The organism is Pseudomonas kitaguniensis (genome assembly GCF_009296165.1).
Taxonomy (GTDB): Bacteria; Pseudomonadota; Gammaproteobacteria; order Pseudomonadales; family Pseudomonadaceae; genus Aquipseudomonas; species Aquipseudomonas kitaguniensis.
The window spans coordinates 1-26,387 of the sequence record NZ_VUAZ01000078.1; the positions used below are offsets into that span (position 1 = coordinate 1).

A 26,387-nucleotide genomic window follows, 5' to 3' on the forward strand; every position below is an offset into this window, starting at 1 on the left:
GAAAAATACTTATCTGACGCACCGCCATCGCGAGCAAGCCCGCTCCCACAAAAGCGCGTTTGATCCACTTCAACCACTCAGGTCGTCTGCTGTGCCGCGGCGGCACGTCCCCATGTCGGTCTAAACGGTTTTAACCCGCTCCGAAGGCCTGCGCACCCCAGCCACAATCTTGTCCACGGCTTTAGTCGCCGCCACCATGCCAAAGGTCGCCGTCACCATCATCACCGCGCCAAACCCACCCGCGCAGTCCAGCTTCACCCCGTCCCCCACAAAGCTCTTCTGCAAACAGATGCTGCCGTCCGGCTTGGGGTAACGCAGTTGCTCGGTCGAAAACACACACGGCACGCTGTAATGCCGCGTCACAGTGCGCGAAAAACCGTAGTCACGGCGCAACGTAGAGCGCACTTTCGACGCCAGCGGGTCGTTGAAGGTGCGGTTCAGATCACACACCTGGATCAACGTCGGGTCGATCTGCCCACCCGCACCGCCGGTGGTAATAATCTGAATCTTGCGGCGCTTGCACCAGGCAATCAGCGCGGCCTTGGCGTTAACGGCGTCGATGCAGTCGATCACGCAATCGATATTCGGCGTGATGTACTCGGCCATGGTGTCGCGGGTCACAAAATCCGCCACCGCATGCACCGTGCAATCGGGGTTGATGCCGCGCAAGCGCTCAGCCATCACTTCGACCTTGGGCTTGCCCACGGTGCTGTCCAGCGCGTGCAACTGACGGTTGCTGTTACTCACGCAGACATCGTCCAGGTCAAACAGCGAAATCTCGCCCACCCCGCAACGGGCGATGGCTTCCGCCGCCCAAGAGCCCACGCCGCCGACGCCGACGATCGCCACGTGGGCCGCTTTCAAGCGTTCCAGGCCTTCAATGCCATACAAGCGGGCAACGCCTGCAAATCGCGGATCTTCTGTGCTCATGACCATTACCCCAAAAACCGGCGCGCATTATAGGGCTACGCGGCCACAAGTTTTAAGCTACACGCTACAAGTTAAGAACTTAGATGAACTTTCGCTGCCCAATGTGCGGTTTTTCCTGGCCTGCTGTACGCTCATGGAAGCGCCGGTGTAGGATGCGCGCCGTTCGGCGCAGGCCGGCACCTCTTTTCGTTCCACACCCTTTGGAACCCGAAACAGCTATGGCATCGCGTAAATTTGGACTCAACCTGGTGGTGGTGCTGGCAATTGCTGCGCTGTTCACCGGCTTCTGGGCGCTGATCAACCGCCCGGTTACCACCCCTAACTGGCCTGAGCAGATCTCCGGGTTTTCCTACTCGCCGTTCCAGCAAGGGCAATACCCGCAGAAAGACCAGTACCCCAGCGACGACCAGATGCGTCAAGACCTTGCGATCATGAGCAAGCTGACGGACAACATCCGTACTTATTCGGTCGACGGCACCTTGCAAGACATCCCCAAGCTGGCGGAAGAGTTCGGCCTGCGCGTAACGCTGGGGATCTGGATCAGCCCGGACCTTGAACGCAACGAGCGCGAGATCCAGCGTGCCATCGAACTGGCCAATAGCTCGCGCAGCGTTGTGCGGGTGGTGGTCGGCAACGAAGCGTTGTTCCGTGAAGAAATCACCCCTGAAGCGCTGATCGTGCTGCTCGACCGGGTGCGCGCCGCCGTGAAAGTGCCGGTGACCACCTCCGAGCAATGGCACATCTGGGAAAAGTACCCACAACTGGCCAAGCACGTCGACCTGATTGCCGCGCACATCCTGCCGTTCTGGGAATTTATCCCGATGGACAAGGCTGGCCAATACGTACTCGACCGTGCCCGGGATCTGAAAAAACTTTTCCCGAAAAAGCCGTTGCTGCTGTCGGAAGTTGGCTGGCCGAGTAACGGACGCATGCGCGGTGGTAATGAAACCTCCCCCGCTGACCAGGCCATTTACCTGCGCACGCTGGTCAACAAGCTCAACCGCCAGGGTTACAACTACTTCGTGATCGAGGCCTTCGATCAGCCGTGGAAAGTCAGTGACGAAGGCTCGGCCGGCGCTTATTGGGGCGTGTACAACGCCGCGCGCCAGCAAAAATTCAACTTTGAAGGCCCGGTGGTCGCGATTCCGCAGTGGCGCGTGCTGGCCATCGGCTCGGTGGTGCTTGCGCTGCTGTCGCTGACCTTGCTGATGATCGACGGCTCGGCCCTGCGCCAGCGTGGCCGTACCTTCCTGACCTTTATCGCGTTCCTGTGCGGGTCGGTGTTGGTGTGGATCGGCTACGACTACAGCCAGCAATACAGCACCTGGTTCAGCCTCACCGTTGGTTTCTTGCTGGCACTCGGCGCCCTCGGCGTGTTTATCGTATTGCTGACCGAAGCCCATGAACTGGCGGAAGCGGTGTGGACCCACAAGCGCCGGCGCGAATTCCTGCCGGTGGAAGGCGATTCGCACTACCGCCCGAAAGTGTCGATTCATGTGCCGTGCTACAACGAGCCGCCGGAGATGGTCAAACAGACCCTCGACGCCCTGGCCGCCCTCGATTACCCGGACTTCGAAGTCCTGATCATCGACAACAACACCAAAGACCCGGCGGTGTGGGAACCGGTGCGCGACTACTGCGAAACCCTCGGCCCGCGCTTCAAGTTCTTCCACGTCGCGCCGCTGGCCGGTTTCAAGGGCGGCGCGCTGAACTACCTGATTCCGCACACCGCCAAGGACGCCGAAGTGATCGCGGTGATCGACTCGGACTACTGCGTGTCGCCGAACTGGCTCAAGCACATGGTGCCGCACTTCGCCGACCCGAAAATCGCCGTGGTGCAGTCGCCGCAGGATTACCGCGACCAGAACGAAAGCACCTTCAAGAAGCTCTGCTACGCGGAATACAAAGGCTTCTTCCATATCGGCATGGTCACGCGTAACGACCGCGACGCGATTATCCAGCACGGCACCATGACCATGACCCGACGCTCGGTGCTCGAAGAACTCGGTTGGGCTGACTGGTGCATCTGCGAAGACGCCGAACTTGGCCTGCGCGTGTTCGAGAAAGGCCTGTCGGCGGCGTATTACCACGACAGCTACGGCAAGGGCCTGATGCCGGATACCTTTATCGACTTCAAGAAACAGCGTTTCCGCTGGGCCTATGGCGCGATTCAGATCATCAAGCGTCACACCGCAAGCCTGCTGCGCGGCAAGGGCACCGAGTTGACCCGTGGCCAGCGCTATCACTTCCTCGCGGGCTGGCTGCCGTGGGTGGCGGATGGCATGAACATCTTCTTCACCGTCGGCGCCCTGCTGTGGTCGGCGGCAATGATCATCGTGCCCACCCGTGTCGACCCGCCGCTGCTGATTTTCGCGATTCCGCCGCTGGCGTTGTTCGTGTTCAAGGTGGGCAAGATCATCTTCCTCTACCGTCGTGCGATGGGCGTGAACCTTAAGGACGCGTTCTGCGCAGCACTGGCCGGGTTGGCGTTGTCGCACACCATCGCGAAAGCGGTGTTGTATGGCTTCTTCACCACCAGTATTCCGTTCTTTCGTACACCTAAAAATGCGGATAACCACGGCTTCTGGGTCGCGATTTCCGAAGCCCGCGAAGAAATGTTCATCATGCTGCTGTTGTGGGGCGCGGCGCTGGGGATTTACCTGGTGCAAGGCCTGCCGAGCAATGACATGCGCTTCTGGGTGGTGATGCTGCTGGTGCAATCGCTGCCGTACGTGGCGGCGTTGATCATGGCGTTCCTCTCGTCGCTGCCAAAACCTGCGGTGAAGGCTCAGCCGGTAACGGCCGTGTAAAAACTTGCGCAATGCACTAAACGGCGGCCTCTGGTCGCCGTTTTGCTATAAGATAACGGCCGTTTTGCAAGACTTGGCCTAGCCCTGCTTCCTGTGGGAGTGCTTGCTGCGATGGCATCGCCGCGGCGTACCTGCCAGACCGCGGCGTCTGCATCGCAGGCAAGCCAGCTCCCACATTGAGTCTGCGCCCATTCAGGTTGTGTATTCCATATTCGTCCTGCGCCCATCACACGCTTCCGGAGTTTCCCCATGACGGCCCATGCCGACCTTTCGCCGACCCTTCAACTCGCCATCGACCTGATCCGTCGCCCCTCGGTGACGCCGATCGACGCCGACTGCCAGAAGCTGATGATGCAGCGCCTGGGCGACGCCGGTTTTGCGCTTGAGCCAATGCGCATCGAAGATGTGGACAACTTCTGGGCCACCCACGGCAAGCACGCTGGCCCGGTGCTGTGCTTTGCCGGGCACACTGACGTGGTGCCAACCGGACCGGTGCAGGCTTGGCAGAACGACCCGTTCGACGCGCTGATCGACGACAACGGCATGCTCTGCGGGCGTGGCGCAGCAGACATGAAAGGCAGCCTGGCGGCGATGCTGGTAGCGGCCGAGCGTTTCGTCGGCGACTACCCGGACCACAAGGGCTCGGTGGCCTTCCTGATCACCAGCGATGAAGAAGGCCCGGCGCACCACGGCACCAAGGCCGTGATTGAGCGTCTGGCAGCCCGTAAAGAGCGCCTCGACTGGTGCATCGTCGGCGAACCGTCGAGTACTGCGCTGGTCGGCGACGTGGTCAAGAACGGTCGTCGCGGCTCGCTCGGCGCTACCCTCACGGTGCGCGGCGTACAAGGCCACGTGGCCTACCCGCACCTGGCGAAGAACCCGATTCACCTGGCCGCACCTGCGCTGGCGGAACTCGCCGCCGAGCATTGGGATGACGGCAACACATTCTTCCCGCCGACCAGTTTCCAGATCTCCAACCTCAACTCCGGCACCGGCGCCACCAACGTGATCCCCGGTGACCTGACAGCAGTGTTCAACTTCCGTTTCTCCACCGAGTCCACCGTTGAAGCGCTGCAACAGCGCGTTGCGGCAATCCTCGACAAGCACGGCCTGGACTGGCACGTAGAATGGGCATTGTCGGGCTTGCCGTTCCTCACCGAACCGGGCGCGCTGCTGGATGCGGTGTCGGCGAGCATCAAAGCGATCACCGGCCGTGACACCAAAGCCTCCACCAGCGGCGGCACGTCGGATGGGCGTTTCATTGCCACCCTCGGCACCCAAGTGGTGGAGCTGGGCCCGGTCAACGCGACGATTCACCAGGTTAACGAACGCATCCTGGCCAGCGACCTCGATGTGCTCACCGAAATCTATTACCAGACCCTGATCAAGTTGCTCGCCTGATGCTCGCTTGCCCTCTTTGCAGTGCCCCCCTCAACGCCGTCGAGAATGGCGTCGTTTGCCCGGCCGGGCACCGTTTCGACCGGGCCCGCCAGGGCTACCTGAACCTGTTACCGGTGCAGCACAAAAACAGCCGCGACCCAGGCGATAACCTCGCGATGGTCGAGGCGCGCCGCGACTTCCTCAACGCCGGGCACTACGCGCCTGTGGCCAAGCGCCTGGCCGAGCTGGCCGCCGAGCGCGCGCCGCAACGCTGGGTAGACATCGGTTGCGGCGAGGGCTATTACACCGCGCAAATTGCCGATGCCCTGCGCCACGCCGACGGCTATGCGCTGGACATCTCCAAAGAAGCGGTCAAGCGCGCGTGCAAACGCAACCCGGTGCTGACCTGGTTGATCGCCAGTATGGCGCGTGTACCGCTGGCCGATGCGAGCTGCCAGTTCCTCGCCAGTGTGTTCAGCCCGCTGGACTGGGATGAGGCCAAACGCCTGCTCAGCCCCGGCGGCGGCTTGATGAAGGTCGGCCCCACCGCCGGCCACCTGATGCAATTGCGCGAGCGCCTGTACGACGAAGTGCGCGAGTACACCGACGACAAGCACTTGGCGCTGGTGCCGGACGGCATGAGCCTGGCGCACAGCGAAACCCTTGAGTTCACGCTGAGCCTGGCTGAACCCAAAGACCGCGCCAACCTGCTGGCCATGACGCCCCACGGCTGGCGTGCCAGCGCCGAACGGCGTAACGAGGTGATTGAAGCGGCCGAGCCGCTGCAGGTCACGGTGTCGATGCGCTACGATTATTTCGTGCTTCAATAACCGACTTTTATGCATCCGCGAATGGATTTTCGAATCCCGCAACGAGGAACATCCATGCGCCAACCTGATATTGAGATTTACCTGAAAGACGCCGACGTCGACTACAAGGCCATCGCCGCCTGGCTGGGCGCCGCCCTGGGCCCGTGCACCGACTGGGTCCAGCGAGGCCAGACCTACAAGTGCAAGGCCGGCAGCGTGCCGGTGACCTGGCTGCCTAAAGCCGTGGGCAAATGGAACAGCCTGTACCTGGAAAGCGACCAGACCCCATGGGACGACGACATCGCCTGCGCCCGCGCCGCGTTTGCCGCGCTGAACGTCGAAGTGCGTTGCGCACCGGGCAGCTGGGTTGAGGAGGAAGGCGAAGAAAGTGCCGACACCTGGATTCGCATCAGCGCAGACGGTGAAGAGCAGATCACCTGGAAAACGGCTTAAACCAGGATCGTGAACCCAATCAAAATGTGGGAGGGGGCTTGCTCCCGATGGCTGAGTATCAGTCACTCCAGGTGTTGACTGACACACCGCTATCGGGAGCAAGCCCCTCCCACAGGGGTTCAGTGGTGAGCTTTACAGCCCGACCACATCCTCGGCCTGTAACCCCTTCTCGCCGGTTACCACGGCGTACTCCACCTGCTGGCCTTCGGCCAACGAACGGTGGCCATCACCGCGAATGGCGCGGTAGTGCACAAACACATCCTTGCCGTCTTCGCGTTGAATAAACCCATAGCCTTTTGCATCGTTGAACCACTTCACATTGCCGATTTCGCGCGTTGCCATTTTTTTACTCCCACATGCTTTTTATTGTTGAGTCGCTCGCATTGAACTGCCGAGTATAAGACAGGCTCAAAAACCATCAACTCAAGTTTATATCGCCGCTTTTTTGCCGATTTTCGGCGAATACGGCACACTACCCGCCCGAGCGCCTGCTCGGTTTTTTCCACTTCAAGCAGCACGCCTATGACCCGCTCTCCGTTCCGCCGTCTGGTGTTTGGCACCTTGCGCCGACTGTTGTACCTCTGGGTTCGGTCGGAGACCATCAACCAGTCGTCCCTCACCCTTAACCTGGACCGCAGCCGGCCGGTGTTTTATGTGCTGCAATCACCCTCCCTCAGCGAATTGTCGGTGGTCGATAAAGAGTGCACCAAGGCCGGCCTGCCGCGCCCGGTGTTGCCGGTATCGGTGGGCCCGCTGATGGAACCTGCGGCGTTCTTTTACCTCACGCCCGAGCCGGACTGGCTAGGCCGCCAAGACAAGCGCGGCGCGCCGCCAACCCTGACCCGCCTGGTCAACACCCTGACCGAGCACGCCGAAGAGAATGCACAAATCATTCCCGTCAGCGTGTTCTGGGGGCAGTCGCCCGAAAGCGAGTCCAGCCCGTGGAAACTGCTGTTTGCCGACAGCTGGGCCGTGACCGGGCGCCTGCGCCGGTTGCTGAGCATTCTGATTTTGGGTCGCAAGACCCGCGTGCAATTCTCCGCGCCTATCAACCTGCGTGAATTGATCGAGCACAATAAAGGTCACGAACGGACAGTGCGCATGGCCCAACGCATCCTTCGTGTGCACTTTCGTAACCTGAAGACCGCAGTGATCGGCCCCGACCTGTCGCACCGCCGTAACCTGGTGAAAGGCTTGGTCAACATGCCGCTGGTGCGCCAGGCCATCCTGGAAGAGGCCGAGCGCCAGAAAATCACCCCGGAAAAAGCCAAGGCCCAGGCCCTGCGCTACGGCAACGAGATCGCCTCGGACTACACCTACACCGCGATCCGTTTCCTTGAAGTGGTGCTGAGCTGGTTCTGGAACAAAATCTACGACGGCATCAAGGTCAACAACATCGAAGGCGTGCAACAGGTTGCCCAGGGTTACGAGGTGATTTACGTGCCTTGCCACCGCAGCCATATCGACTACCTGCTGCTGTCCTATTTACTCTTCAAAAACGGCCTGACGCCGCCGCATATCGCCGCCGGCATCAACCTGAACATGCCGGTGATCGGCAGCCTGCTGCGCCGTGGCGGTGCGTTTTTCATGCGCCGCACCTTCAAGGGCAACCCGCTGTACACCTCGGTGTTCAACGAATACCTGCACACCCTGTTCACCAAGGGCTTCCCGGTGGAGTACTTCGTCGAAGGCGGGCGCTCACGCACCGGGCGCATGCTGCAACCCAAAACCGGGATGCTGGCGATCACCTTGCGCAGTTTCTTGCGCTCATCGCGCATGCCGATCGTCTTCGTGCCGGTGTACATCGGCTACGAACGCGTTCTGGAAGGCCGTACTTACCTCGGCGAGCTGCGCGGCGCGAGCAAGAAGAAAGAGTCGATCTTCGATATTTTCAAAGTGGTCGGCGCGCTCAAGCAGCGCTTTGGCCAAGTCGCGGTCAACTTCGGCGAGCCGATCAAGCTGGCCGAGTTTCTTGATGCCGAGCAGCCCGATTGGCGCACCCAAGAGCTTGGCCCGAACTATAAACCTGCGTGGCTCAACCAAACCACGCATCGGCTCAGCGAGCAGGTGGCGCGCCACCTGAACGAAGCCGCCGCAGTGAACCCGGTTAACCTGGTGGCCCTGGCGCTGCTCTCCACCACGCGGCTGGCGCTGGATGAACAGGCCATGGCGCGCCAGTTGGACCTGTACCTGGCGCTGCTGCGCCGCGTGCCGTACTCGCCGCATACCACCTTGCCGGAAGGCGACGGCCTGGCGCTGATCAAACACGTCAAGGACATGGACCTGCTGTCGGAACAGAGCGACGCGTTGGGCAAGATTCTGTACCTGGACGAGCAAAACGCCGTCCTGATGACCTACTACCGCAACAACGTGCTACACATCTTCGCCCTGCCCGCGTTGCTCGCGAGCTTCTTCCAAAGCAGCTCGCGGATGAGCCGCGAACAGATCCTGCGCTATACCCACGCGCTGTACCCGTACCTGCAATCGGAGCTGTTTATCCGCTGGTCGCTGGAGGCGTTGGACGCAGTGGTCGACCAATGGCTGGAGGCTTTCGTCGAACAAGGCCTGCTGCGCTTCGAAAACCAGGTGTACCTGCGCCCGGCCCCGAGTTCACGGCACTTTGTGCTGCTGACGCTGCTGTCCAAAAGCATCGCCCAGACCCTGCAACGTTTTTACATGGCGATCTCGCTGCTGCTCAACAGCGGCCGCAACAGCATCAGCGCCGAAGAGCTGGAAGACCTGTGCACGATCATGGCCCAGCGCCTGTCGATCCTGCATGGCCTGAATGCCCCGGAGTTCTTCGACAAAAGCCTTTTCCGACATTTTATTCAGACGTTGCTGGAGCAAGATGTGCTGCGCCGCGACGAAGCGGGCAAGTTGAGCTATCACGACATGCTTGGCGAACTGGCTGAAGGTGCGGCAAAACGCGTGCTGCCGGCGGATATTCGCTTGTCGATCCGCCAAGTCGCCTTGCACCGCGTCGACGGCGCGGTCGAGGCGCCGGTCGAACCTGAGCCGCTCACCTTGCAAGAAAGCCGCTAGATTTAACGAGGCGCCGGGTAAATTCCGGCGCCGCTGAAAAGGAGCCGCACGTTGAAAAAAATCATTCTATTGGGCCTGACCGCCCTGCTCGGAGCCTGCCAATCGATGACGCCTGCGCCCAAGGGCAACCTCGATGGCGAAGTGTTTTACCTGCAACGCAGTGCGCTGCCGCCCGACGCCACGTTGAGTGTCAGCTTGCTGGATGTGTCGCTGATGGACGCCCCAGCCATGACCCTGGCGCAACAAAACGGCCCGATCAAAGGGCAGGTGCCACTGGCGTTTCACCTGCGCTACGACCCCGCTCAGGTCAAGCCGGGCCACACGTACTCGGTGAGCGCTCGCATCGAACGGGACGGCAAGCTACTGTTTGTCACCACCGAACGGCACACCGTGCAACTCAACGGCCAAGACCCTCAACCGCTGCGCGTGCGGGTTGATCCGGTCGCCCACTGATGTTCTCCAGACCACACGTCAGATCAAAAGGAAGCGCTCATGCTCCGTAACTCCCTTCGCCTTACGGCCCTGTGTGCCGGCCTGCTGCTCGGCGCCAATGCCATGGCCTTGAACCTTGGCAGCCTGTCACAAAGTGATGCCAGCGGCGGGCTCAAAGATGCACTCACCCAAGGCGCACAGATCGCCGTGAAACAACTGGGCGTTCCCGGTGGTTTCAGCAACAACCCCGAGGTAAAAATCGGCCTGCCCGGCAAGCTCGGCAAAGTCGCCGATAAACTGAAACTGTTTGGCATGGGCGATCAGGTCACTCAACTCGAAACCAGCATGAACAAGGCGGCTGAAACCGCCGTGACCCAAGCGCAACCGATCTTGGTCAATGCGGTGAAAAACATGAGCGTGACCGACGCCAAGGGCATCCTCAGCGGTGGCCAGGACTCGGCTACCCAGTACCTGAACAAAAGCAGCCGTGAAGAAATTCGCGCCAAGTTCCTGCCGATCGTCAAGGCCGCCACCGACAAGGTTGGCGTTGCTCAACAGTACAACGCACTGGCCGGCAAGGCTGCCGCGTTTGGCGCGGTTGATGCCAAAAGCGCCAACGTCGAAAGTTACGTGACCGAACAGGCGCTGGACGGCTTGTTCAAGATGATCGCGCAACAGGAAGAGACCATTCGCAAGAACCCGGCGGCTGCGGCCACCAGCTTGGCGAAGAAGGTGTTCGGCGCGTTGTAACCCGCCACGGCAAACACTCAATCACTGCGCCAAGGCCGCTGATAACGGGCCTTGCGCAGTTGTTTCAGGCTAAGTGTCTCAACGGCTCAGCGTAAAAAGTGAGTACATCGTATAGGCCACTTGATGCTCATGGACCGGGTGTGCGTGCAGTTCTGTACGGTGCGGTTCGCCATGATGCGGCTTGGCTGGGCAGACCTGCGCCAAACTCGCTTGGTATATCTCAGGGCGAGGACGATAACTACCGCCACCACCACACTCCGGCTTCCGCGGCGCGGCGTATTCAGATTCCCTGTTAGAGAATTTATTGGCCAGCAAAGCGCCGAGAAACGCACCTTTAAAAGCCGCAATAGCAGAAAAAATCGACATTTGACACTCCGTAAACTGATTGAAATAGGTCCGACCGCCAAATGGCGAAGTCGAAACCCGCGCCTGTCCATCAGGCAATTCTGAGTGGAGTGAAAAGATTTAACGTTCCAAATGCCGAGATGCCGGTTTGCATCGTCATGTAAATCAGTGAATAACCGAGCCCGCCAGTCGCCCCAGCATCAGCGTGGCAAAACAGCAGATGGCCACGGAGGTTGCCCGATTGATTTTCAACGGCGTAAGCCACGTCTTTTCAACCCCTTCGAACCGACTGCCTAACACAATCCAGGCCGACCCTACCGGTATCACCACCAACGCCAGCGTGGCCATAAACCCGGCATAACCCTGTAGCGAGGCAAATGCACCGATCGGCGCGATAAACGAAGCGATCAACAGGCCTTTCGGGTTCATCACCGTGAGCCAGAAGAAATACACGCCGCCGAAACGATCGTGGCTCGACTCCACGCTGGCGTTGTTGCGTTGCCAGAGCGTGTAGGAAAGTTGCAGCAGGTAGCAGACAGCCGCCAACTGCGCGGCTTTCACAGCCCATGGCGACCAGGCGGATAAATAGAACAGCGCCGCGCCCCAAACAGATACTTGAAGCAGATAAGCCAAGCATTCGATAAACGCCATGCGCCACGAAGCAGCGAACCCAAACAGCACCCCAGCGCGCATTAACAGGGTGTTTGTCGGCCCAGGTACGACCAGTAGCAACACCAGCGCAGAAACGGTCGCAAACATGAAGATAGTCCTCGGCTGAACATGCATTTTTTCCATCTATCGATAGCACTACGACGCCAACGTGAATGACCAGGCAAGCGTTGCTACCATCAAAATCGCGAAGCTTACGTTAAGTCGTCGACTCCAAGTGGGGTGGATAAACAACCTGCGCATCCTGCTGCCCGCAAACAGCCATAAAAAGTCGAAAACCACACACACCGACAGACAGATCAGCGCCTTTGCAGCCTGTTCCCAAGCAGGTGTCGCGCCCAAGGTGAAACTGCCTAACAACGCCGCAAACGCGGCATACGCCTTGATGTTCGCGACACCCAACACAAAGCCTGCGCCCCAGCCCGGCGTGGCCGCAGCGTGTTCCTCGTTGAGGGGCGGCGCAGTACCAATGCGAAATGCCAGCCATAAAATATAAACAATCGAAACGACCGTCAGTGATGTGGCCAGCACCGGGAAGCGGTGCAAGACCACATAGAGCCCCGTGCCCACCAACGCCATCGAGATCGCCAGCCCTGCCGTGATCCCGACGAAAAACTGAACAGAGCGCCGCATGCCATAGGCCGCCCCGCTCGCCGCCAATGCCAGGGTGGCGGGTCCGGGGCTGGCGAGTAAGACGATGGCTGCGACGGTGAAGGTCAATACCGCTGAGTAAATGGGGGGTTCGGGCATATACGTCTCCTCTGCAGCACCGCGGGTACCGACTTAGCGGGGCAGTCCGTTTTCGTGGCAGTAGTAGACAGTCCGGTGGTTCTTCATAAAATCGATCACGCTATCAGCAATGGCCATCGGGTCCGCGTTGTGCAACAGCACCTTGGCAATTTGCTCGGCTATCCAGGCCATTTCCGGCGCCTTCATACCCAGGCGGGTAACCTCGACGGTGCCCAGCCGAATGCCTGTTTCGTTGTACGGATCCGTGTCCCAAGGCAGCGGCATTTCGTTGGTTATGATATTGGCGGCCGTGAGCCGCTGCACCGCCTCACGGCCGCTGGCAAAGGGTTTTGAATCAATCACGATCTGATGGGTTCGGGTGTAACCCTGCTCTCGATAGAAGGCGGTCACGCCCCTGCGATCCAAATGCATGGCCAGCGCCTGCGCGTTACTCACCACCTGTTTCATATAAGTCTGCCCGTACTCCAGCATCTCGGTGGCTGCCACGGCGAGCGCCGCCACGCGGTTGATCTGATGGCTGCCAGTCAGGGTGGGGAAAATAGCATCGTGCAGCCGCGCGGTTAATGCGCCATCGTTCCACACCATCACTCCGCCCTGCGGGCCACTGAACGTTTTGCCGGAGGAGCCGGTCATGAGGTCAGCGCCTTCTGCCAACGGGTCTTGAAACATTCCGGCACTGACCAAGCCCAATTGATGAGCTGCATCGAAATAGACCTTTCCACCCCAGGGTGAAACGATTCCCTTGATGTCGGCCACCGGGAGCGGGAACAGGGTCAGTGTCATACCCAACCCAACCAACGCCGGTTTCAGGGTCTGCGCCACTTCACTAAAGCGCGTGAGGTCGATTTCTGCAGTCTTGTGCACAAAAGGAATGTCCCAGACCTTGAGCCCACGCACACCGGGCGGCCCGTTGGTTCGGTTGCTGGTGTCACCGCCCCTGATCACCGGCACCGTCATGACGTTGTCTTCGGGACGGGCCAGCGCCGTGTACGCCGCAAGTACGGCTGCCATACCGCCCATTAATCGATGATCAGCATGCCGAGCGCGCAACGTGACTTTCAACAGCTCCACGCAAAGCGATTCCAACTCATCGATATGCTTCATGCCGGAAAAAAAACGGTTGTCACGTCCGATATGCCCGCCCGATGCACGCGTACCGACTTCACTCGACAGCAACGCGCGCACGCTCGGGCTGGTGGGCGACTCGGCGGCGACAAGATTGATGCATTGCTGCCCGCGCCACCGTTCGTTTCGAACCACTGCTGCCTTGACCAGTTCGGCCATGGCTGCGTGTGATTGCGCCTCTTTTAGTAAGGTGCTGGCGTGCTGGAGACATTCAGTATCGTGCATGACTTGCATCCCATGGAGTCACGTGACAACCAGACCCGCGTTTTTCAAGTGGTTTTTTTTGCAGCCTCTACGTGTTGGTCTTCCCACCAGCGATCATTGCCGTGAAGGTGCCGGGTGAGATCTTTTTCAGCCGCCCACGTCATGTTGAGGATGATTCGAGTGGCATCCTCATTGAGTGGAATGGTGCGGTGCAGCGTGGTATCCGTGCGCAGGAAATAAATATCCCCCGTCTTGAAGCCGTAGGTCGCAATCGGATTACTGCACAACAGTTCGTGGATTCGGGGGTTGGATTTATTCCACGAGGTATGAGGCACACATTGCAGCATCCCGCCCTTGGCGACAGAAGGCGTTTCGATAATCCAGATCAGCGCAAAACTGTAATCACCCCAATGCCACCCGTGGGTATCACCTTTGCGCTCCTGCTTGGTGATCAGATACTCCTCGTCCCTGGAGACAGACGCGACAACCCTCGTACCGGCAATCAGCGACAAGGTGTCGAGCAGTACGGCAGACTTCGACAGCGCATTGATCAACGGGCTGTTTTCAGCGATAAACTCGCTGCGCACCACACTCATGTATCGCGGTGTGTTGTCGGTGGTTGCCAAGTGCAAGTCACGGCGCTCAAGTTGGCGGTCGATCAAATCATTGACTTCAGCCGTTACCTTTTCACGCAACGCATCATCGACTATATCGCGCACCCTTATAAATCCGTTACGGGAGAACTCATGACGCAGCGACAAAACCTCTTCCTCAGGAAAGTTGGCATGGTGATATTGCTGCAAACACGCTTCATCAAGTGCGTCGTTCATTTCAATTCCTCGAAAAATAAATCAAGTTGAAATAGAGACTGGCCGCAAAACAATAGGCAGTCCTTTTCAAAAAATCCATTATTTTCTGAGGGTTCTGTGGTATGTAAGATTTTCCCGCTATTTCATCAATGTTCGTAAGGTCCATCTAATGAAAAAGCTTCCAAAGAGCGGTAAAAAACCAGACCCGATTGACCGTGCGATTATTCTTGCCCTTCACCAGAACGCGCGCATGTCGATACGCGCGCTGAGTCGTCAAGTCGGCTTGTCTGCGCCGGGCTGCAGCGAACGCCTCAAGCGCCTGGAAGTCTCAGGCGTCATCAGCGGGTTCAGCGTTGCCTTGGGTGCCCAGGCCTTGGGCTATGCCTTGCAAGCGTTGGTAAGGGTTAAACCCTTTACGGAGAAGTTCCAGGCGGTTGAACGGTTACTCGCGCAAATGCCTGAATGCGTGGTGTGTTACAAAATCACTGGCGACGACAGTTTCGTCTGCCATCTCTATATCGCATCTGTTAGCCACCTGGACCTTGCACTGCAAAAAATTACAGCACTGGCTGACACACATACATCCATTATAAAAACAGTCGTGACGAAACTACCCACATTCTAAACAACCCTGCGAGAGTTAGGCATCCGTTAATAGCAGCCATTGACTGTCGGCCCTTTCCTACTTGCCTGTATCAAACTTAAACACTACCGGGCGCATGCATCTATAGCCACGCGCCCTGTTATTGAACTGTTTGCTTATACGTGCCGAGTTTCCTTCCTGACTCGAAACCACGCAGCATACAGCGCAGGCAGGAACAATAGCGTCAACGCCGTCGCGACAATTAATCCGCCCATGATCGCCACGGCCATCGGCCCGAAGAACACGCTGCGTGACAGCGGAATCATCGCCAGCACCGCCGCCAGGGCTGTCAGCACAATCGGCCGGAAGCGTCGGACGGTGGCTTCGATGATTGCCTGCCATTGCGGCAGGCCAGCGTTGATGTCTTGTTCGATCTGGTCCACCAGGATCACCGAGTTACGCATGATCATGCCTGACAGCGCGATGGTCCCGAGCATGGCGACAAAGCCGAACGGCTGGCGGAACAGCAGCAGGAACAAGGTCACGCCGATCAAGCCCAGCGGTGCCGTCAGAAACACCATGGCAGTGCGCGAAAAGCTGCGCAGTTGCAGCATCAGCAACGTCAGCACCACCACGATAAACAGTGGCACGCCGGCCTTGACCGAGTTCTGGCCACGCGCGGAGTCCTCGACGGTGCCGCCCACTTCAATCAGGTAGCCGTCGGGCAGTTCGGTGCGCACGTCGGCAAGGGTCGGCAGAATTTGCTGCACCAACGTCGCCGGTTGTTCCTTGCCGTAGATGTCGGCGCGCACGGTCACGGTCGGCAGGCGGTTGCGGTGCCAGATGACGCCCTCTTCAAAACCATATTCGAGGGTGGCGATCTGCGACAGCGCCACGCTTTTGCCATTGTCGGTGGGCACCGCCAGGCTGGGCAGCAGCGATAATTCGGTGCGTTCATGCACGGTGCCGCGCATGAGGATTTCGATCAACTCGTTGTCCTCGCGGTATTGGCTGACGGTGGCCCCGGTGAGTGAACGCTGCAGGAATTTCGACAGGTTGGCGGTGCTCACGCCGAGTGCGCGGGCGCGGTCCTGGTCGATATTGAGGTAGACGATCTTGCTCGGCTCTTCCCAGTCCAGGTGCACGTTGACCACGTGGGTATTTTCGCGAACTTTGGCCGCCACTTTGCGCGCCAGGGCGCGGACTTGTTCGATGTGCTCGCCGGTCACTCGAAACTGCACCGGGTAACCCACGGGCGGGCCGTTCTCCAGGCGCGTGACACGCGAGCGCAGCGCGGGGAATTGCTCGTTAAGGGTTTCGATCAGCCATGTGCGCTGGCTTTCGCGCTCTTCGATGGTCTTCGCCAACACCACAAATTGCGCAAAGCTGACCGCTGGCAGTTGCTGGTCCAGCGGCAGGTAGAAGCGCGGCGAACCGGTGCCCACGTAGGCCACATAGTTGTCGATGCCGGCGTGTTCCTGCAGCAAGGCCTCCAGGCGTTTGACCTGCTCGGCGGTGTTGCTCAGGGAAGCGCCCTCAGCCAGTTTCAGGTCGACCATCAGCTCGAGTCGACCCGAGGCCGGGAAAAACTGTTGCGGCACAAAGCGGAACAGCGCGACCGAGCCGATAAACAACAACAGCGTGAGGATGATCACGGTTTTGCGCCTGCGCACGCACCATTCGACCAAACCTCTTACGCGCTGGTAGAAGGGTGTGCCATAGGGATCAGGCCCGTCAGCGCCATGTTTGGCCGCATGAATTTTCGCCAGGTCCGGCAGGAGTTTTGCTCCCAGGTACGGCACGAACACCACGGCAGCAACCCATGAGGCGAGCAGTGCGATGGTCACCACCTGAAAAATCGAGCGGGTGTATTCGCCGGTGCTCGATTGCGCGGTGGCAATCGGCAGAAAGCCCGCTGCCGTAATCAATGTGCCGGTGAGCATCGGGAACGCCGTGCTGGTCCAGGCGAAGCTGGCAGCCTTGAGCCGGTCGTAGCCCTGCTCCATTTTGATCGCCATCATTTCCACGGCGATGATGGCGTCATCCACCAGCAGGCCCAACGCCAGCACCAGTGCGCCGAGGGAAATTTTGTGCAACCCGATGCCGAGGTAATACATGCAGGCAAAGGTCATCGCCAATACCAGCGGAATCGCCAGGGCCACCACCATGCCAGTGCGCATGCCGAGCGAGAAGAAACTCACCAGCAGCACGATGGCCAACGCCTCCGCCAGCACCTGGACGAATTCTCCGACGCTGGTTTTCACCGCCGCCGGTTGGTCCGACACCTTGCGCAGTTCCATGCCAGCCGGAAGGTTCTTCTGCAACCGTGCGAATTCGGCTTCAAGCGCCTTGCCCAATACCAGAATATCGCCGCCGTCACGCATCGCCACCGCCAGCCCGATGGCGTCCGCGCCCATGTAACGCATGCGCGGTGCCGGGGGGTCATTGAAACCCCGCTGAATCTCGGCCACGTCGCCAATACGGAACGTGCGGTCACCGACGCGAATCGGGAAGTTGCGGATTTCTTCAACCGTCTTGAAGTTGCCCGACACACGCAGTTGCACACGCTCGCTCGGGGTTTCAAAGAAGCCCGCCGTAGAGACGGCGTTCTGCTCCTGCAACGCCTGCTGCACCGCCGCCAATGGCAGGCCGAGCGTGGCGAGTTTGAGGTTAGACAGCTCGATCCAGATCTTCTCGTCCTGTAGGCCGAGTAGCTCAACCTTGCCCACATCCGGTACGCGTTGCAGTTGAATCTGGATGCGGTCGGCGTAGTCCTTGAGCACGGCGTAATCGAAACCGTCGCCCGTCAGGGCGTAGATGTTGCCGAACGTGGTGCCGAATTCATCGTTGAAAACGGCCCCTGAATGTCCGGCGGCAAGGTCTGGCGAATATCGCTGATCTTCTTGCGCACCTGGTACCACAGCTCGGGAATTTGCGATGAGTGCATCGAATCACGGGCCATAAAGGTGACCTGCGATTCGCCGGGGCGCGAGAACGAAACAATGCGCTCGTACTCGCCGGTCTCCATCAGTTTTTTCTCGATACGCTCGGTGACCTGACGCGCCACCTCTTGGGCCGTGGCCCCGGGCCAGTTGGTTTTGATCACCATGGCCTTGAAAGTGAACGGCGGGTCTTCGCTTTGCCCCAGCTTGGTGTAGGACAGAGTACCGACCACCGCCAGCAGGATCATCAGGAACAGTACGATCTGGCGATTACGCAACGCCCATTCGGAAAGATTGAAACGCATCGGGGATTACTCCTTGGCCGCCAGATTCACCACGCGGTTGTCGCGATCCACCGGGCGCACTTGCTGGCCCTCGTGGAGGACGTGCACGCCCGCCGCGATCACCCAATCCGTCGCAGCCAAGCCCTCCAGCACCGGCACGGTTTTTTCGCCAAAGGCACCGATGCGCACCGGGGTGCGTTTCAGCGTGTTGTCCGGCTGCACGCGCCAGACGTAGGACGCGCCGTTCTCTGCGCTCAGCGCCGACAGCGGCACCGACAGCGCAATCACGCCGTCAGCCTGAATGAACACACGCGCACTCTGGCCAAGTTCGGCAGGGACTTTGCCGCCAGTGAACGCGACACGTGCGGCGAAAGTGCGCGATTTAGGGTCGGCGGCGGGTGACAGTTCACGAATGCGCCCGGCAAAACGCTGGTCGGGCTGGCTCCACAACTCGACCGACACCGGCTGGCCAATCTTGAACCGGCCGAAGCCTTGCTCGGGCAGGCTGATCAGCACTTCTCGCTCACCGTCGGTGGCGAGGGTGAATACGGTTTGGCCGGCAGACACCACTTGGCCGACTTCCACCGCGCGCTTGGCGACCACACCGTCTTGCGGTGCGCGCAATACGGCATAACCCGCCTGATTGCTCGACACGTCGAACTCGGCCTTGATCTGCTTCAGGCGCGCTTCACCTGAGCGGTAGAGGTTTTCAGCATTGTCGTACTGCGAGTGGCTGACCATCTGACGGTCCATCAAGGTCTTGTAGCGGTCACGTTCGGCGCGTACCAGGCTCAAGTTGGCCTGCGCGGCGGCGACTTGGGCGCGGGTGGCCTCCAGTTGCAGGCGCACGTCCTGGGGGTCGAGTTCGGCCAGCGGCTGGTTAGCCTTGACCCGTTCGCCCTCCTCCACCAGGCGTTTGCTGACTTTACCGCCAATGCGAAAGGCCAGGTCCGGCTCGTAACGGGCACGTACCTCGCCAGGAAAACTGTCCATCGCCTGCGCCGTGGGCTGCGGTTGCACCACCATGGCCGGGCGCAGGGTGGTCGGGGCCGCTTCTTCATGGCCGCACGCAGCCAAAAAAAGAACCAGGCTGACAGGCAACGCAAAGGGCAGGAACGTGCTGCGCATGCTGAAGGACCTTTCGCAATGGGTGCTTGGAATAATTATACTGGCCAGTATGTTATTAATACCAAACTCGCCAGTCCAGTATTAAAGGTAAAAATGTCCGACAATCCTGTAAACACCAACAGCCCCGGGCGCCCCAAGGACATGGCAAAACGCCAGGCAATCCTCGAAGCGGCGAAAATTCTGTTTTTGAGCAACGGCTACGCGAGCACCAGCATGGACGCCGTGGCCCTTGAGGCCGGCGTGTCGAAACTCACCGTTTACAGCCACTTCGCCGACAAGGAGACGTTGTTTACCGCTGCAGTGGTGGCGACGTGCGAGGAACAGTTGCCGGTGATGTATTTCGATCTGCCCGAGGGCATGCCGGTCGAAACGGTGTTGCTGAATATCGCGCGAGGCTTCCATCGCCTGATCAACAGCGAGGAGTCGGTAAACCTGCATCGCCTGATGATGACCACCGGGAGTCAGGACGTGAAGCTTTCGCAGATTTTCTTCGACGCGGGGCCGATGCGCATGCTACTGGGCATGGAGCGCCTGCTCAGCCGCATCAACCAGAGCGGCGCGCTGAGTATCGACGCACCGTTCAAGGCGGCTGAGCACTTCTTTTGCATGCTCAAGGGCACGGCGAATTTTCGCTTGCTGTATGGGTGCGGCGGGCAGTTGAGCGAGGCAGACGCCGAGGCGCATGTGCGGGATGTGGTGGGGTTGTTTATGCGCGGCTACCGCACCTGAAGTCGTTGAATCAAAAGCGGGCCTGAAATAAACAGCCGGTTTGCTTCGTGTGGGAGCGGGCTTGCTCGCGATCGCGGAGGGTCAGTTTAAAAATACTTATCTGACACACCGCCATCGGCAGCAAGCCTCCCACATCAACTTGAGAGAGGGAGTCGGCTTGCCTGCGCCGAGGCCTCAGCCCCATGATGACTCAGGGTTTTAGCGCCTTCTTCGGATAGATGTCATACCGGCTGGACTTGCCATCCAGCGCATGGCTCGGCTTCGGCCCGTCAATGCAGGGCGCCTTGCGCGGGCGTTTGACCACTACGCGGTGGCTGGCCAGGGCCAGTGCGGCGGCCAACAGCGCCGGTGCGTCCGGGTCATCGCCCACCAGTGGACGGAACAGGCGCATTTCTTTCTTTACCAGCGCGGTTTTCTCACGGTGCGGGAACATCGGGTCCAGGTAAATCACCTGCGGCGGCTCGCCTTGCCAATTGAGCATCACGTCAATCGAGTTGCCCTTGAGCAACTGCATGCGCGCTACGATCGGCGCCACTTCAAAATCCTCGGCAGCGCGTGCCAAGCCGTCTTCAAGCAGCGCGCCGATCAATGGTTGACGCTCGATCAGGCTAATCTGGCAGCCCAGGCTGGCCAGCACGAAGGCGTCCTTGCCCAGGCCCGCCGTGGCGTCCAGCACGCGTGGGCGTACGCCTTGGGCAATGCCGACGGCTTTGGCGATCATCTGCCCGCTGCCTCCGCCGTATAAACGCCGGTGCGCCGCGCCGCCTTCAACAAAGTCGACGCGGACCGGGCCGGGCGCCTCAGGCCCGAGTTGCTGCAATTGCAGGCCGTGCTCGCCGACTTGCAGGGAAAACTCGGCCGCCTCCAATTGCAAAGGCAGGCCAAGCTGGTCGGCCCACTGTTGCGCGCGCGCCTGGAAACCTTCGGCCAAGGCCTCGACCCGAATGCGGCTGGCCGCTGGTTGTTCGCTCATCAATCGCTACGCTCAAAAATATTAAGGATCGGCCAAAAGCGGCCGATAAAAAAAACAGTCAGGTATTTTGCCAGAGCTGAGCGTCGACCGAAAAAAATGTCAGACATTCTTCCCCTAACCATCGGTGTACTGCCGACCCACAACCATTACGGCCTGCGCAACACTCAAGCGCTGGCCGGGGTGAGTCATGTGTGGCAGGACTTCTTCGCCCGGGCCTTGGCCGAGCAGCTCGGCGCTACGCCGGGTGCGCTCGCAGCCAATGCACCTGCGCCGGTTGACCCGGCGGTAGAACCCAGCGAAGGCGCCGACCTGTTGACGCAAATCCTTACCCAGCGTGAGTGCGACGTAAAAGATACCGAGGTCGCGCCACCTGAGCCGCTGTTCCTGCCGATCGCCGAATTCGACACCGAGTTGCTGCCGCCGGCTGCCACGCCGTTCCCCGCAGAAGAAATCATCGCCCAGCAACGCCAGCAGAATTTCGAAAGCGGCTGGGTTCGCCCCATCGTGTTGACCTCTGGCCAACCGCTGCCGCAGCCTGGCCCGGCACCCGCACCGCGCGCCCTGCACCTGCCGATTGCCGAATTTGAACTGGACCTGTTGCCCGCACCGGCCACGCCCTACCCGAGCGAAGAACTGCTGGCGCAACAAAAGGCCCTGGATTTTGACGCCCACTGGGCGCGCCCACTGATCGCCCACAACCTGCGCCTGGCCGCCTAAGCGCCTTCAGCGACACACCCACCAACGCCCCATGTCCAGGTGAAAATGGTTGCGATGGGCCGCGTTGTAGTCCGGGCTCAACACCCCATTAAAATCATCGCAGGCGCCGTCACGCACCTGGCGCAAAAAGCGCGCGCTGTCGCCCTGCCCCGGCCAATCCTTGAGCACACTGATAGTGCGCCCGTCCGCCAAGCGAAAGCCTGCGATGTCCAGCGCGTTCGCCGAGGCATGCTGGCTGAGTTGCCCCTCTGCGCGGTTGTAGATATTACGACAGGCGAAGCTGCCCAAGTGATCGACCCGCGTCACCGCCTGGCCGAACACCGCCTGGGCCGCTGGTTGCAGGCTGTGGCGTTCAAACAGGGCAAACGCTACGGCCAGCGGGCAACTGGCCAGAAAGCTGCTGCTCAAGCCGACGTCGCGCCTTGCACGCGCAACACATTGCGCAATGGGCACGCGCTGTTCGCAGGCGTATCGGCCTGATGGCTGACGCGTAAACCGGAGGTTTTCAGCACGTGGTCGCACAGCGCCGGATCATCCTGCAAGCGGCCGAGCTTGAAGCGCGTCAGCAGGTTCGGGCTGGCACGCACGTCCAGCGGCGCCCACGGGTTCCAGTCATCCGGCAACGGCACCCAGCCGCGCCAAACCCCCAGCACCAGTGCGCCAGCCAGCAGCAACAGCGCACTCATCAGGTGGCTGAAGCGCACGGCTTAACCCTTGAAGAATTGGTTGGCTTGGCTGAATGGCATGTTGCGCTCGGTGAAGGTAAAGGTGCCCAGCGTGTAAACCTCCTGCGCCGCCCGGTAGAACTCGCCATACGCCGCCAAGGCCATCGCCGAGCCGACGCTGATGCGCCGCACGCCCATCGCGCTTAACTGCGCCACGCTGAGGTTCAAGCCGCCGGACATCAACACATTCACTGGTTTGGGCGCGACCGCCTTGACCACCGCCAGCACCTCTTCGGCACTGCGTAAAGCGGGCGCATACAGCACATCGGCGCCGGCTTCGGCGTAGGCTTGCAGGCGGCGAAGGGTGTCGGGCAAATCCAGTCGACCGTGCAGGAGGTTTTCTGCGCGGGCGGTGAGGGTGAAATCAAATGGCAGGCTGCGCGCAGCGGCGACAGCCGCTTCCACGCGCGCAACGGACAGGTCAAACGCGTAGATCGGCTCGTCGGCGATGCCCGTGGCGTCTTCGATGGAGCCACCGACGATCCCCGTGGCAGCGGCGCGCAGGATGGTTTGCGCGCAGCCTTCGGGCGTATCGCTGAAGCCGTTTTCGAGGTCGGCGGCTACCGGCAGCGCGGTGGCGTTGGCGATCATCTGTGCATTGACCAAGGTGTCTTCCAGCGACAACGCGCCTTCCGCATCCGGCCGCCCCAAGCTGAACGCATAGCCTGCGCTGGTGGTGGCCAAGGCTTCAAAGCCGAGGCTGGCGAGCATGATGGCGGAGCCTGCATCCCACGGGTTGGGCATCACGAACGCGCGGTCACGCGAATGCAATGCTTTGAAGGTTTCGGCGCGAAGGGTTTGGGCATCCATGACTGACTCCTGGCGGGAAAGGGCCTTAGAGTAACCCCAGTTGCTCCACTTCGGGTTCTCGATGCAACGTCGGCAGCGGTGGCAAACCTGGCAGACGCGCCATCATCTTGTGATGAAAACGCAGCGCGAGTTGCGCGGCGAGGCGGTTATCCGAGGTGTGCAGAAATACGTAAGGGCTGCGCCCTTCTTCGACCCAACCGGCCACCTTTTCAACCCACGGGTTCAGGAACGGGTCGTTGGCTTCAAGCTCAGGATGGCCAATAAAACGCACTTGGGGGAACTGCGTCAAGGCTGCTGGGCGCGGCGGCACCTTGGGCTTTTTCGATTGCGCATGCAGCACCGCAGCCGAGGTCGACGTGCAACTGAACAAGGCGCGCGAGTCGAGGCAGATGCGCTCGACGCCACGGTCACGCAACAGGCGATTAAGCGCGCGCTCGGCCTCGCCTTTGGCGAAGAACTCCAGGTGGCGCACTTCCACGGCCAGCGGGCGGTCCAGTGCATCGATAAAACCGGCCAGCTCGCCCAGGCGTTGCGGTGAAAAGTTTGCCGACAATTGCAGCCACAGCGGCGAAACGCGCTCACCCAGCGGGCTCATCAAACCGACAAAACCTTCTGCCGCCGGCAACTGCTCGCGCAAGTCGCCGCCATGGCTGATGTCACCGGGGAATTTGGCCGTGAAGCGAAAATCTTCAGGCATGATGTCGGCCCAGCGCTGCACGGTGGCGGCCGAGGGGCGAGCATAAAAAGTGGTATTGCCTTCAACCGCGTTAAACACTTGGGAGTACAGCGCGAGGTAATCGCCTGCGCGTGCATCGGCCGGGTACAGGTAGTCGCGCCAGGCGTTTTCACTCCAGGACGGGCAACCAATGTAGTAAGGCAGGCGCATCAGATGTGGATGTCGAGACCGAGTACTTCCATATCCCATTCGACAAAGCCGGCGGTGGTCAGGTAGCTGGCCAGGGCGGTGGCAACGCTTTTGCTCATGGAGCGGGGGAAGACCATGTCTTGCTGACGTGCTGGCAGGCCGCTGATCCGCGCGCTGCCGGCATTTTGGCCGTTGGACTGCGTGCCGGAGGCAACCTCGATGAAGTCCGGCGAATCTTCGACGGACTCGTCTACCGTGACGTTCGCCTTGCGGGGCTTGCGCTTGAGGGGGTAGGACTGTGAGGAAAAGCCATCTATACGCATACGTGCAGACTCGGTATCAATGGTGGCAATTTAGCGGCACTTTCCATGGCGCGCAAATGCTCTGGTGATAACTAGAACACATAATTTGTAAAAGGTTTAAAAACTGCGGCAAATTCTGACGATTGGTGATTTTAAAGGCCGCGCTCGGCTTTGGTTTGCGCGACTTTATCGCGCAGGTAAACGGGTGCGGCCTGGTCGGCGGCAATCGCTTCGCCGCGCGCATAGGCAAAGCGTGCCAGCGTCAGCAGGTCTTCGGCATGCGGCAGCATTGCGGCGTCCTGGCCAACCAATTGCACGTTGATGCGCTCGCCGTAACCCCAGCCGGTGCCTGCGCCGAACCAGTCACCACGGGCATCATCCGGCAAAACCGCCGCCTGCGGCGGTTGCACCGCTTCAACACCCACCAGGCGCATTTCGCCCGCGGTCTCGCGGTAGCAGCCCCAATACACTTCATCCATCCGTGCATCAATGGCCGCCGCCACTTGCGTGGCGCCGTGCTCACGCAGGGCACGCTGAGCCAGCACGGCCAGGTTGGAAACCGGTAGCACCGGGCGCTCCAGCGCAAAGGCCAAACCCTGCACTACGCCGATGGCGATACGTACGCCGGTAAACGCTCCCGGGCCACGGCCAAACGCGATGGCATCCACGGCAGACAAGGTGGTGCCTGCGTCTTCCAGCAGTTGCTTGATCATCGGCAACAGCTTTTGCGCGTGCAGGCGCGGGATCACCTCGTAGTGGCTCGTGACCTTGCCGTCATGCAGCAAGGCAACGGAGCAAGCTTCAGTCGCGGTGTCCAGGGCCAGCAGGGTGCTCATCGGTGTAGGTGTCCAAGTCGAAAAAAATTGCGCCAGTATAAACAACAACGCCCGCAAGCGGGCCGTTGTACGCAAAACCGATGGTTCGATCAGCTCAGTGCTTGCAGCACCTTGGCGGTGATGGCTTCTACCGAGCCAACGCCAGGGATGTGGCTGTACTTCGGCTTGCCATTGGCAGCGGACAGCTTCTGGTAGAAATCCACCAGCGGCTTGGTCTGCGAGTGGTAGACCGACAAGCGATGACGCACGGTTTCTTCCGTGTCGTCCTTGCGCTGTACCAGCTCTTCACCGGTCACATCGTCTTTGCCTTCAACCTTTGGCGGGTTGTAGACGGTGTGGTACACGCGGCCCGAGGCCTCGTGAACACGACGACCGGCAATACGCTGCACGATTTCTTCATCTTCAACCGCGATTTCAACCACCGCATCCAGCTCTACGCCAGCTTTTACCAGGGCTTCAGCCTGTGGAATGGTGCGTGGGAAACCGTCGAACAGGAAACCGTTCTTGCAGTCGTCCTGACTGATGCGTTCTTTGACCAGGTTGATAATCAGGTCATCAGACACCAGGGCGCCGCTGTCCATCACGCTTTTAGCGATCAGGCCCAGCTCGGTGCCTGCCTTGACGGCAGCGCGCAGCATGTCGCCAGTGGAGATTTGTGGAATGCCGAATTTTTCAGTGATGAACTTTGCCTGAGTACCTTTACCGGCCCCGGGAGCTCCCAGCAGAATGACGCGCATCGATGTGCTCCTCAATTTTTTATAGAGATGACGCTCGGATTCGCCGCGTGGGGCCAATCTCGTAAAAATAGGGTGTATAAAAATCTGAAACCAGGCCGATCAAACGGCCAAAGGCTGATCAAGATACACAGCGGGCCGTAACCACACAAGCCGCCGAAAGTCGCAGGAACCGCCGCCATGCCTGACTCATCGCCAAGGTGTGCCTGAGTGCAACCTGTGCCCTTAAATAACGGCCGCCCATTTCGGGG

At 60.0% G+C, this 26,387-nt stretch carries 24 protein-coding genes and 2 pseudogenes; 10 read left to right on the forward strand and 16 right to left on the reverse strand.

The window, feature by feature from the left end; genetic code table 11:
* Positions 1-120: 120 nt before the first annotated feature.
* Positions 121-930: a tRNA cyclic N6-threonylcarbamoyladenosine(37) synthase TcdA gene (gene tcdA, locus F0169_RS14110; protein WP_421556207.1), complete on the reverse strand. Its 810-nt coding sequence runs from the start codon at positions 928-930 to the stop codon at positions 121-123.
* 218 nt (positions 931-1,148) lie between these two features.
* On the opposite strand from tcdA, the gene F0169_RS14115 reads away from it, so the two are divergent.
* The 4 genes from F0169_RS14115 to F0169_RS14130 all read left to right on the forward strand — a co-directional run bounded on the left by F0169_RS14115 (position 1,149) and on the right by F0169_RS14130 (position 6,382).
* Positions 1,149-3,740 carry a glycosyltransferase gene (locus F0169_RS14115; protein ID WP_152746863.1) on the forward strand — a complete coding sequence of 864 codons (2,592 nt, stop codon included), beginning with the start codon at positions 1,149-1,151 and terminating at the stop codon, positions 3,738-3,740.
* A gap of 249 nt (positions 3,741-3,989) precedes the next feature.
* Positions 3,990-5,141 (forward strand): succinyl-diaminopimelate desuccinylase, encoded by a 1,152-nt coding sequence (gene dapE / locus F0169_RS14120; RefSeq protein ID WP_058413615.1) that lies wholly within the window; start codon positions 3,990-3,992, stop codon positions 5,139-5,141.
* On the forward strand, positions 5,141-5,950 hold the full coding sequence (locus tag F0169_RS14125) for a putative RNA methyltransferase (RefSeq protein ID WP_152746864.1): 810 nt from the start codon (positions 5,141-5,143) through the stop codon (positions 5,948-5,950). Before dapE ends, F0169_RS14125 begins: the two co-directional genes overlap by 1 nt.
* A 54-nt stretch (positions 5,951-6,004) precedes the next feature.
* A complete protein-coding gene (locus F0169_RS14130; RefSeq protein ID WP_058413617.1) occupies positions 6,005-6,382 on the forward strand; it encodes a hypothetical protein in 378 nt (125 codons plus the stop codon).
* Between the two features lie 132 nt (positions 6,383-6,514).
* On the opposite strand, the gene F0169_RS14135 is transcribed toward F0169_RS14130, so the two are convergent.
* Positions 6,515-6,724 (reverse strand): cold-shock protein, encoded by a 210-nt coding sequence (locus tag F0169_RS14135; protein ID WP_058413618.1) that lies wholly within the window; start codon positions 6,722-6,724, stop codon positions 6,515-6,517.
* A 180-nt stretch (positions 6,725-6,904) separates the two neighbouring features.
* On the opposite strand from F0169_RS14135, the gene plsB reads away from it, so the two are divergent.
* From plsB to F0169_RS14150, 3 genes are read left to right on the forward strand one after another with little or no spacing between them, the layout of a single operon-like run.
* Complete coding sequence (gene plsB, locus F0169_RS14140) at positions 6,905-9,424, forward strand: glycerol-3-phosphate 1-O-acyltransferase PlsB (protein ID WP_152746865.1); 2,520 nt, start codon at positions 6,905-6,907, stop codon at positions 9,422-9,424.
* Between the two features lie 51 nt (positions 9,425-9,475).
* Positions 9,476-9,877 (forward strand): YbaY family lipoprotein, encoded by a 402-nt coding sequence (locus tag F0169_RS14145; RefSeq protein ID WP_152746866.1) that lies wholly within the window; start codon positions 9,476-9,478, stop codon positions 9,875-9,877.
* A gap of 39 nt (positions 9,878-9,916) precedes the next feature.
* Positions 9,917-10,606: a DUF4197 domain-containing protein gene (locus tag F0169_RS14150; protein ID WP_058413621.1), complete on the forward strand. Its 690-nt coding sequence runs from the start codon at positions 9,917-9,919 to the stop codon at positions 10,604-10,606.
* Positions 10,607-10,684: 78 nt separating this feature from the next.
* Here F0169_RS14150 and F0169_RS14155 read toward each other — a convergent pair whose 3' ends face one another.
* From F0169_RS14155 to F0169_RS14175, 5 genes are all read right to left on the reverse strand, one after another.
* Complete coding sequence (locus F0169_RS14155; RefSeq protein WP_152746867.1) at positions 10,685-10,972, reverse strand: hypothetical protein; 288 nt, start codon at positions 10,970-10,972, stop codon at positions 10,685-10,687.
* A gap of 144 nt (positions 10,973-11,116) precedes the next feature.
* Positions 11,117-11,746, reverse strand: a complete 630-nt coding sequence (locus tag F0169_RS14160) for a LysE family translocator (protein WP_241679121.1) — start codon at positions 11,744-11,746, stop codon at positions 11,117-11,119.
* Between the two features lie 12 nt (positions 11,747-11,758).
* Positions 11,759-12,340: a LysE family translocator gene (locus F0169_RS14165; RefSeq protein WP_241679122.1), complete on the reverse strand. Its 582-nt coding sequence runs from the start codon at positions 12,338-12,340 to the stop codon at positions 11,759-11,761.
* A 63-nt stretch (positions 12,341-12,403) separates the two neighbouring features.
* Positions 12,404-13,720 (reverse strand): serine hydroxymethyltransferase, encoded by a 1,317-nt coding sequence (locus F0169_RS14170; protein WP_241679123.1) that lies wholly within the window; start codon positions 13,718-13,720, stop codon positions 12,404-12,406.
* A gap of 44 nt (positions 13,721-13,764) precedes the next feature.
* Positions 13,765-14,529: a HalD/BesD family halogenase gene (locus F0169_RS14175; protein ID WP_152746870.1), complete on the reverse strand. Its 765-nt coding sequence runs from the start codon at positions 14,527-14,529 to the stop codon at positions 13,765-13,767.
* A gap of 148 nt (positions 14,530-14,677) precedes the next feature.
* Here F0169_RS14175 and F0169_RS14180 point away from each other — a divergent pair, with 148 nt between their 5' ends.
* On the forward strand, positions 14,678-15,133 hold the full coding sequence (locus tag F0169_RS14180; RefSeq protein ID WP_152746871.1) for an Lrp/AsnC family transcriptional regulator: 456 nt from the start codon (positions 14,678-14,680) through the stop codon (positions 15,131-15,133).
* Positions 15,134-15,267: 134 nt separating this feature from the next.
* On the opposite strand, the pseudogene F0169_RS14185 reads toward F0169_RS14180, so the two are convergent.
* Both F0169_RS14185 and F0169_RS14190 read right to left on the reverse strand, forming a co-directional pair.
* Positions 15,268-18,338 (reverse strand): annotated as a pseudogene (locus tag F0169_RS14185) (efflux RND transporter permease subunit).
* Positions 18,339-18,344: 6 nt separating this feature from the next.
* On the reverse strand, positions 18,345-19,445 hold the full coding sequence (locus F0169_RS14190; RefSeq protein WP_152746872.1) for an efflux RND transporter periplasmic adaptor subunit: 1,101 nt from the start codon (positions 19,443-19,445) through the stop codon (positions 18,345-18,347).
* A gap of 93 nt (positions 19,446-19,538) precedes the next feature.
* On the opposite strand from F0169_RS14190, the gene F0169_RS14195 reads away from it, so the two are divergent.
* Positions 19,539-20,174 (forward strand): TetR/AcrR family transcriptional regulator, encoded by a 636-nt coding sequence (locus tag F0169_RS14195; RefSeq protein WP_152746873.1) that lies wholly within the window; start codon positions 19,539-19,541, stop codon positions 20,172-20,174.
* A gap of 190 nt (positions 20,175-20,364) precedes the next feature.
* Here F0169_RS14195 and F0169_RS14200 read toward each other — a convergent pair whose 3' ends face one another.
* Complete coding sequence (locus F0169_RS14200) at positions 20,365-21,147, reverse strand: class I SAM-dependent methyltransferase (protein WP_058413627.1); 783 nt, start codon at positions 21,145-21,147, stop codon at positions 20,365-20,367.
* Positions 21,148-21,243: 96 nt separating this feature from the next.
* Between F0169_RS14200 and F0169_RS14205 the strand changes: the two genes are divergently transcribed.
* Positions 21,244-21,864, forward strand: a complete 621-nt coding sequence (locus tag F0169_RS14205) for an energy transducer TonB (RefSeq protein ID WP_152746874.1) — start codon at positions 21,244-21,246, stop codon at positions 21,862-21,864.
* 6 nt (positions 21,865-21,870) lie between these two features.
* Here the strand turns inward: F0169_RS14205 and F0169_RS14210 are convergent.
* The 6 genes and pseudogenes from F0169_RS14210 to adk form a co-directional block, all read right to left on the reverse strand.
* A pseudogene (locus tag F0169_RS14210) lies at positions 21,871-22,550 on the reverse strand (extensin-like domain-containing protein).
* Between the two features lie 21 nt (positions 22,551-22,571).
* Entirely contained in the window at positions 22,572-23,399 is an 828-nt protein-coding gene (locus tag F0169_RS14215; RefSeq protein ID WP_152746875.1) for an isocitrate lyase/PEP mutase family protein, read from the reverse strand.
* A 25-nt stretch (positions 23,400-23,424) separates the two neighbouring features.
* Entirely contained in the window at positions 23,425-24,285 is an 861-nt protein-coding gene (locus tag F0169_RS14220) for a DUF72 domain-containing protein (protein ID WP_152746876.1), read from the reverse strand.
* Positions 24,285-24,587, reverse strand: coding sequence for a hypothetical protein (locus tag F0169_RS14225; RefSeq protein WP_058413632.1), 303 nt, complete (start codon positions 24,585-24,587; stop codon positions 24,285-24,287). Before F0169_RS14225 ends, F0169_RS14220 begins: the two co-directional genes overlap by 1 nt.
* Before the next feature lie 131 nt (positions 24,588-24,718).
* Positions 24,719-25,402, reverse strand: coding sequence for a tRNA (adenosine(37)-N6)-threonylcarbamoyltransferase complex dimerization subunit type 1 TsaB (gene tsaB, locus F0169_RS14230; protein ID WP_152746877.1), 684 nt, complete (start codon positions 25,400-25,402; stop codon positions 24,719-24,721).
* An 89-nt stretch (positions 25,403-25,491) separates the two neighbouring features.
* The gene (gene adk / locus F0169_RS14235; RefSeq protein ID WP_058413634.1) at positions 25,492-26,139 is read right to left on the reverse strand and encodes an adenylate kinase; all 648 of its coding nucleotides are present in this window, start codon (positions 26,137-26,139) and stop codon (positions 25,492-25,494) included.
* Between the last annotated feature and the right edge of the window lie 248 nt (positions 26,140-26,387).

Bases quoted from the DNA above. Each gene is read 5' to 3' on its own strand.
- tcdA (WP_421556207.1), bottom strand. From the start codon at position 930: ATGAGCACAGAAGATCCGCGATTTGCAGGCGTTGCCCGCTTGTATGGC.
- F0169_RS14115 (WP_152746863.1), top strand. From the start codon at position 1,149: ATGGCATCGCGTAAATTTGGACTCAACCTGGTGGTGGTGCTGGCAATT.
- dapE (WP_058413615.1), top strand. From the start codon at position 3,990: ATGACGGCCCATGCCGACCTTTCGCCGACCCTTCAACTCGCCATCGAC.
- F0169_RS14125 (WP_152746864.1), top strand. From the start codon at position 5,141: ATGCTCGCTTGCCCTCTTTGCAGTGCCCCCCTCAACGCCGTCGAGAAT.
- F0169_RS14130 (WP_058413617.1), top strand. From the start codon at position 6,005: ATGCGCCAACCTGATATTGAGATTTACCTGAAAGACGCCGACGTCGAC.
- F0169_RS14135 (WP_058413618.1), bottom strand. From the start codon at position 6,724: ATGGCAACGCGCGAAATCGGCAATGTGAAGTGGTTCAACGATGCAAAA.
- plsB (WP_152746865.1), top strand. From the start codon at position 6,905: ATGACCCGCTCTCCGTTCCGCCGTCTGGTGTTTGGCACCTTGCGCCGA.
- F0169_RS14150 (WP_058413621.1), top strand. From the start codon at position 9,917: ATGCTCCGTAACTCCCTTCGCCTTACGGCCCTGTGTGCCGGCCTGCTG.
- F0169_RS14155 (WP_152746867.1), bottom strand. From the start codon at position 10,972: ATGTCGATTTTTTCTGCTATTGCGGCTTTTAAAGGTGCGTTTCTCGGC.
- F0169_RS14160 (WP_241679121.1), bottom strand. From the start codon at position 11,746: ATGGAAAAAATGCATGTTCAGCCGAGGACTATCTTCATGTTTGCGACC.
- F0169_RS14170 (WP_241679123.1), bottom strand. From the start codon at position 13,720: ATGCACGATACTGAATGTCTCCAGCACGCCAGCACCTTACTAAAAGAG.
- F0169_RS14175 (WP_152746870.1), bottom strand. From the start codon at position 14,529: ATGAACGACGCACTTGATGAAGCGTGTTTGCAGCAATATCACCATGCC.
- F0169_RS14180 (WP_152746871.1), top strand. From the start codon at position 14,678: ATGAAAAAGCTTCCAAAGAGCGGTAAAAAACCAGACCCGATTGACCGT.
- F0169_RS14190 (WP_152746872.1), bottom strand. From the start codon at position 19,445: ATGCGCAGCACGTTCCTGCCCTTTGCGTTGCCTGTCAGCCTGGTTCTT.
- F0169_RS14195 (WP_152746873.1), top strand. From the start codon at position 19,539: ATGTCCGACAATCCTGTAAACACCAACAGCCCCGGGCGCCCCAAGGAC.
- F0169_RS14200 (WP_058413627.1), bottom strand. From the start codon at position 21,147: ATGAGCGAACAACCAGCGGCCAGCCGCATTCGGGTCGAGGCCTTGGCC.
- F0169_RS14205 (WP_152746874.1), top strand. From the start codon at position 21,244: ATGTCAGACATTCTTCCCCTAACCATCGGTGTACTGCCGACCCACAAC.
- F0169_RS14215 (WP_152746875.1), bottom strand. From the start codon at position 23,399: ATGGATGCCCAAACCCTTCGCGCCGAAACCTTCAAAGCATTGCATTCG.
- F0169_RS14220 (WP_152746876.1), bottom strand. From the start codon at position 24,285: ATGCGCCTGCCTTACTACATTGGTTGCCCGTCCTGGAGTGAAAACGCC.
- F0169_RS14225 (WP_058413632.1), bottom strand. From the start codon at position 24,587: ATGCGTATAGATGGCTTTTCCTCACAGTCCTACCCCCTCAAGCGCAAG.
- tsaB (WP_152746877.1), bottom strand. From the start codon at position 25,402: ATGAGCACCCTGCTGGCCCTGGACACCGCGACTGAAGCTTGCTCCGTT.
- adk (WP_058413634.1), bottom strand. From the start codon at position 26,139: ATGCGCGTCATTCTGCTGGGAGCTCCCGGGGCCGGTAAAGGTACTCAG.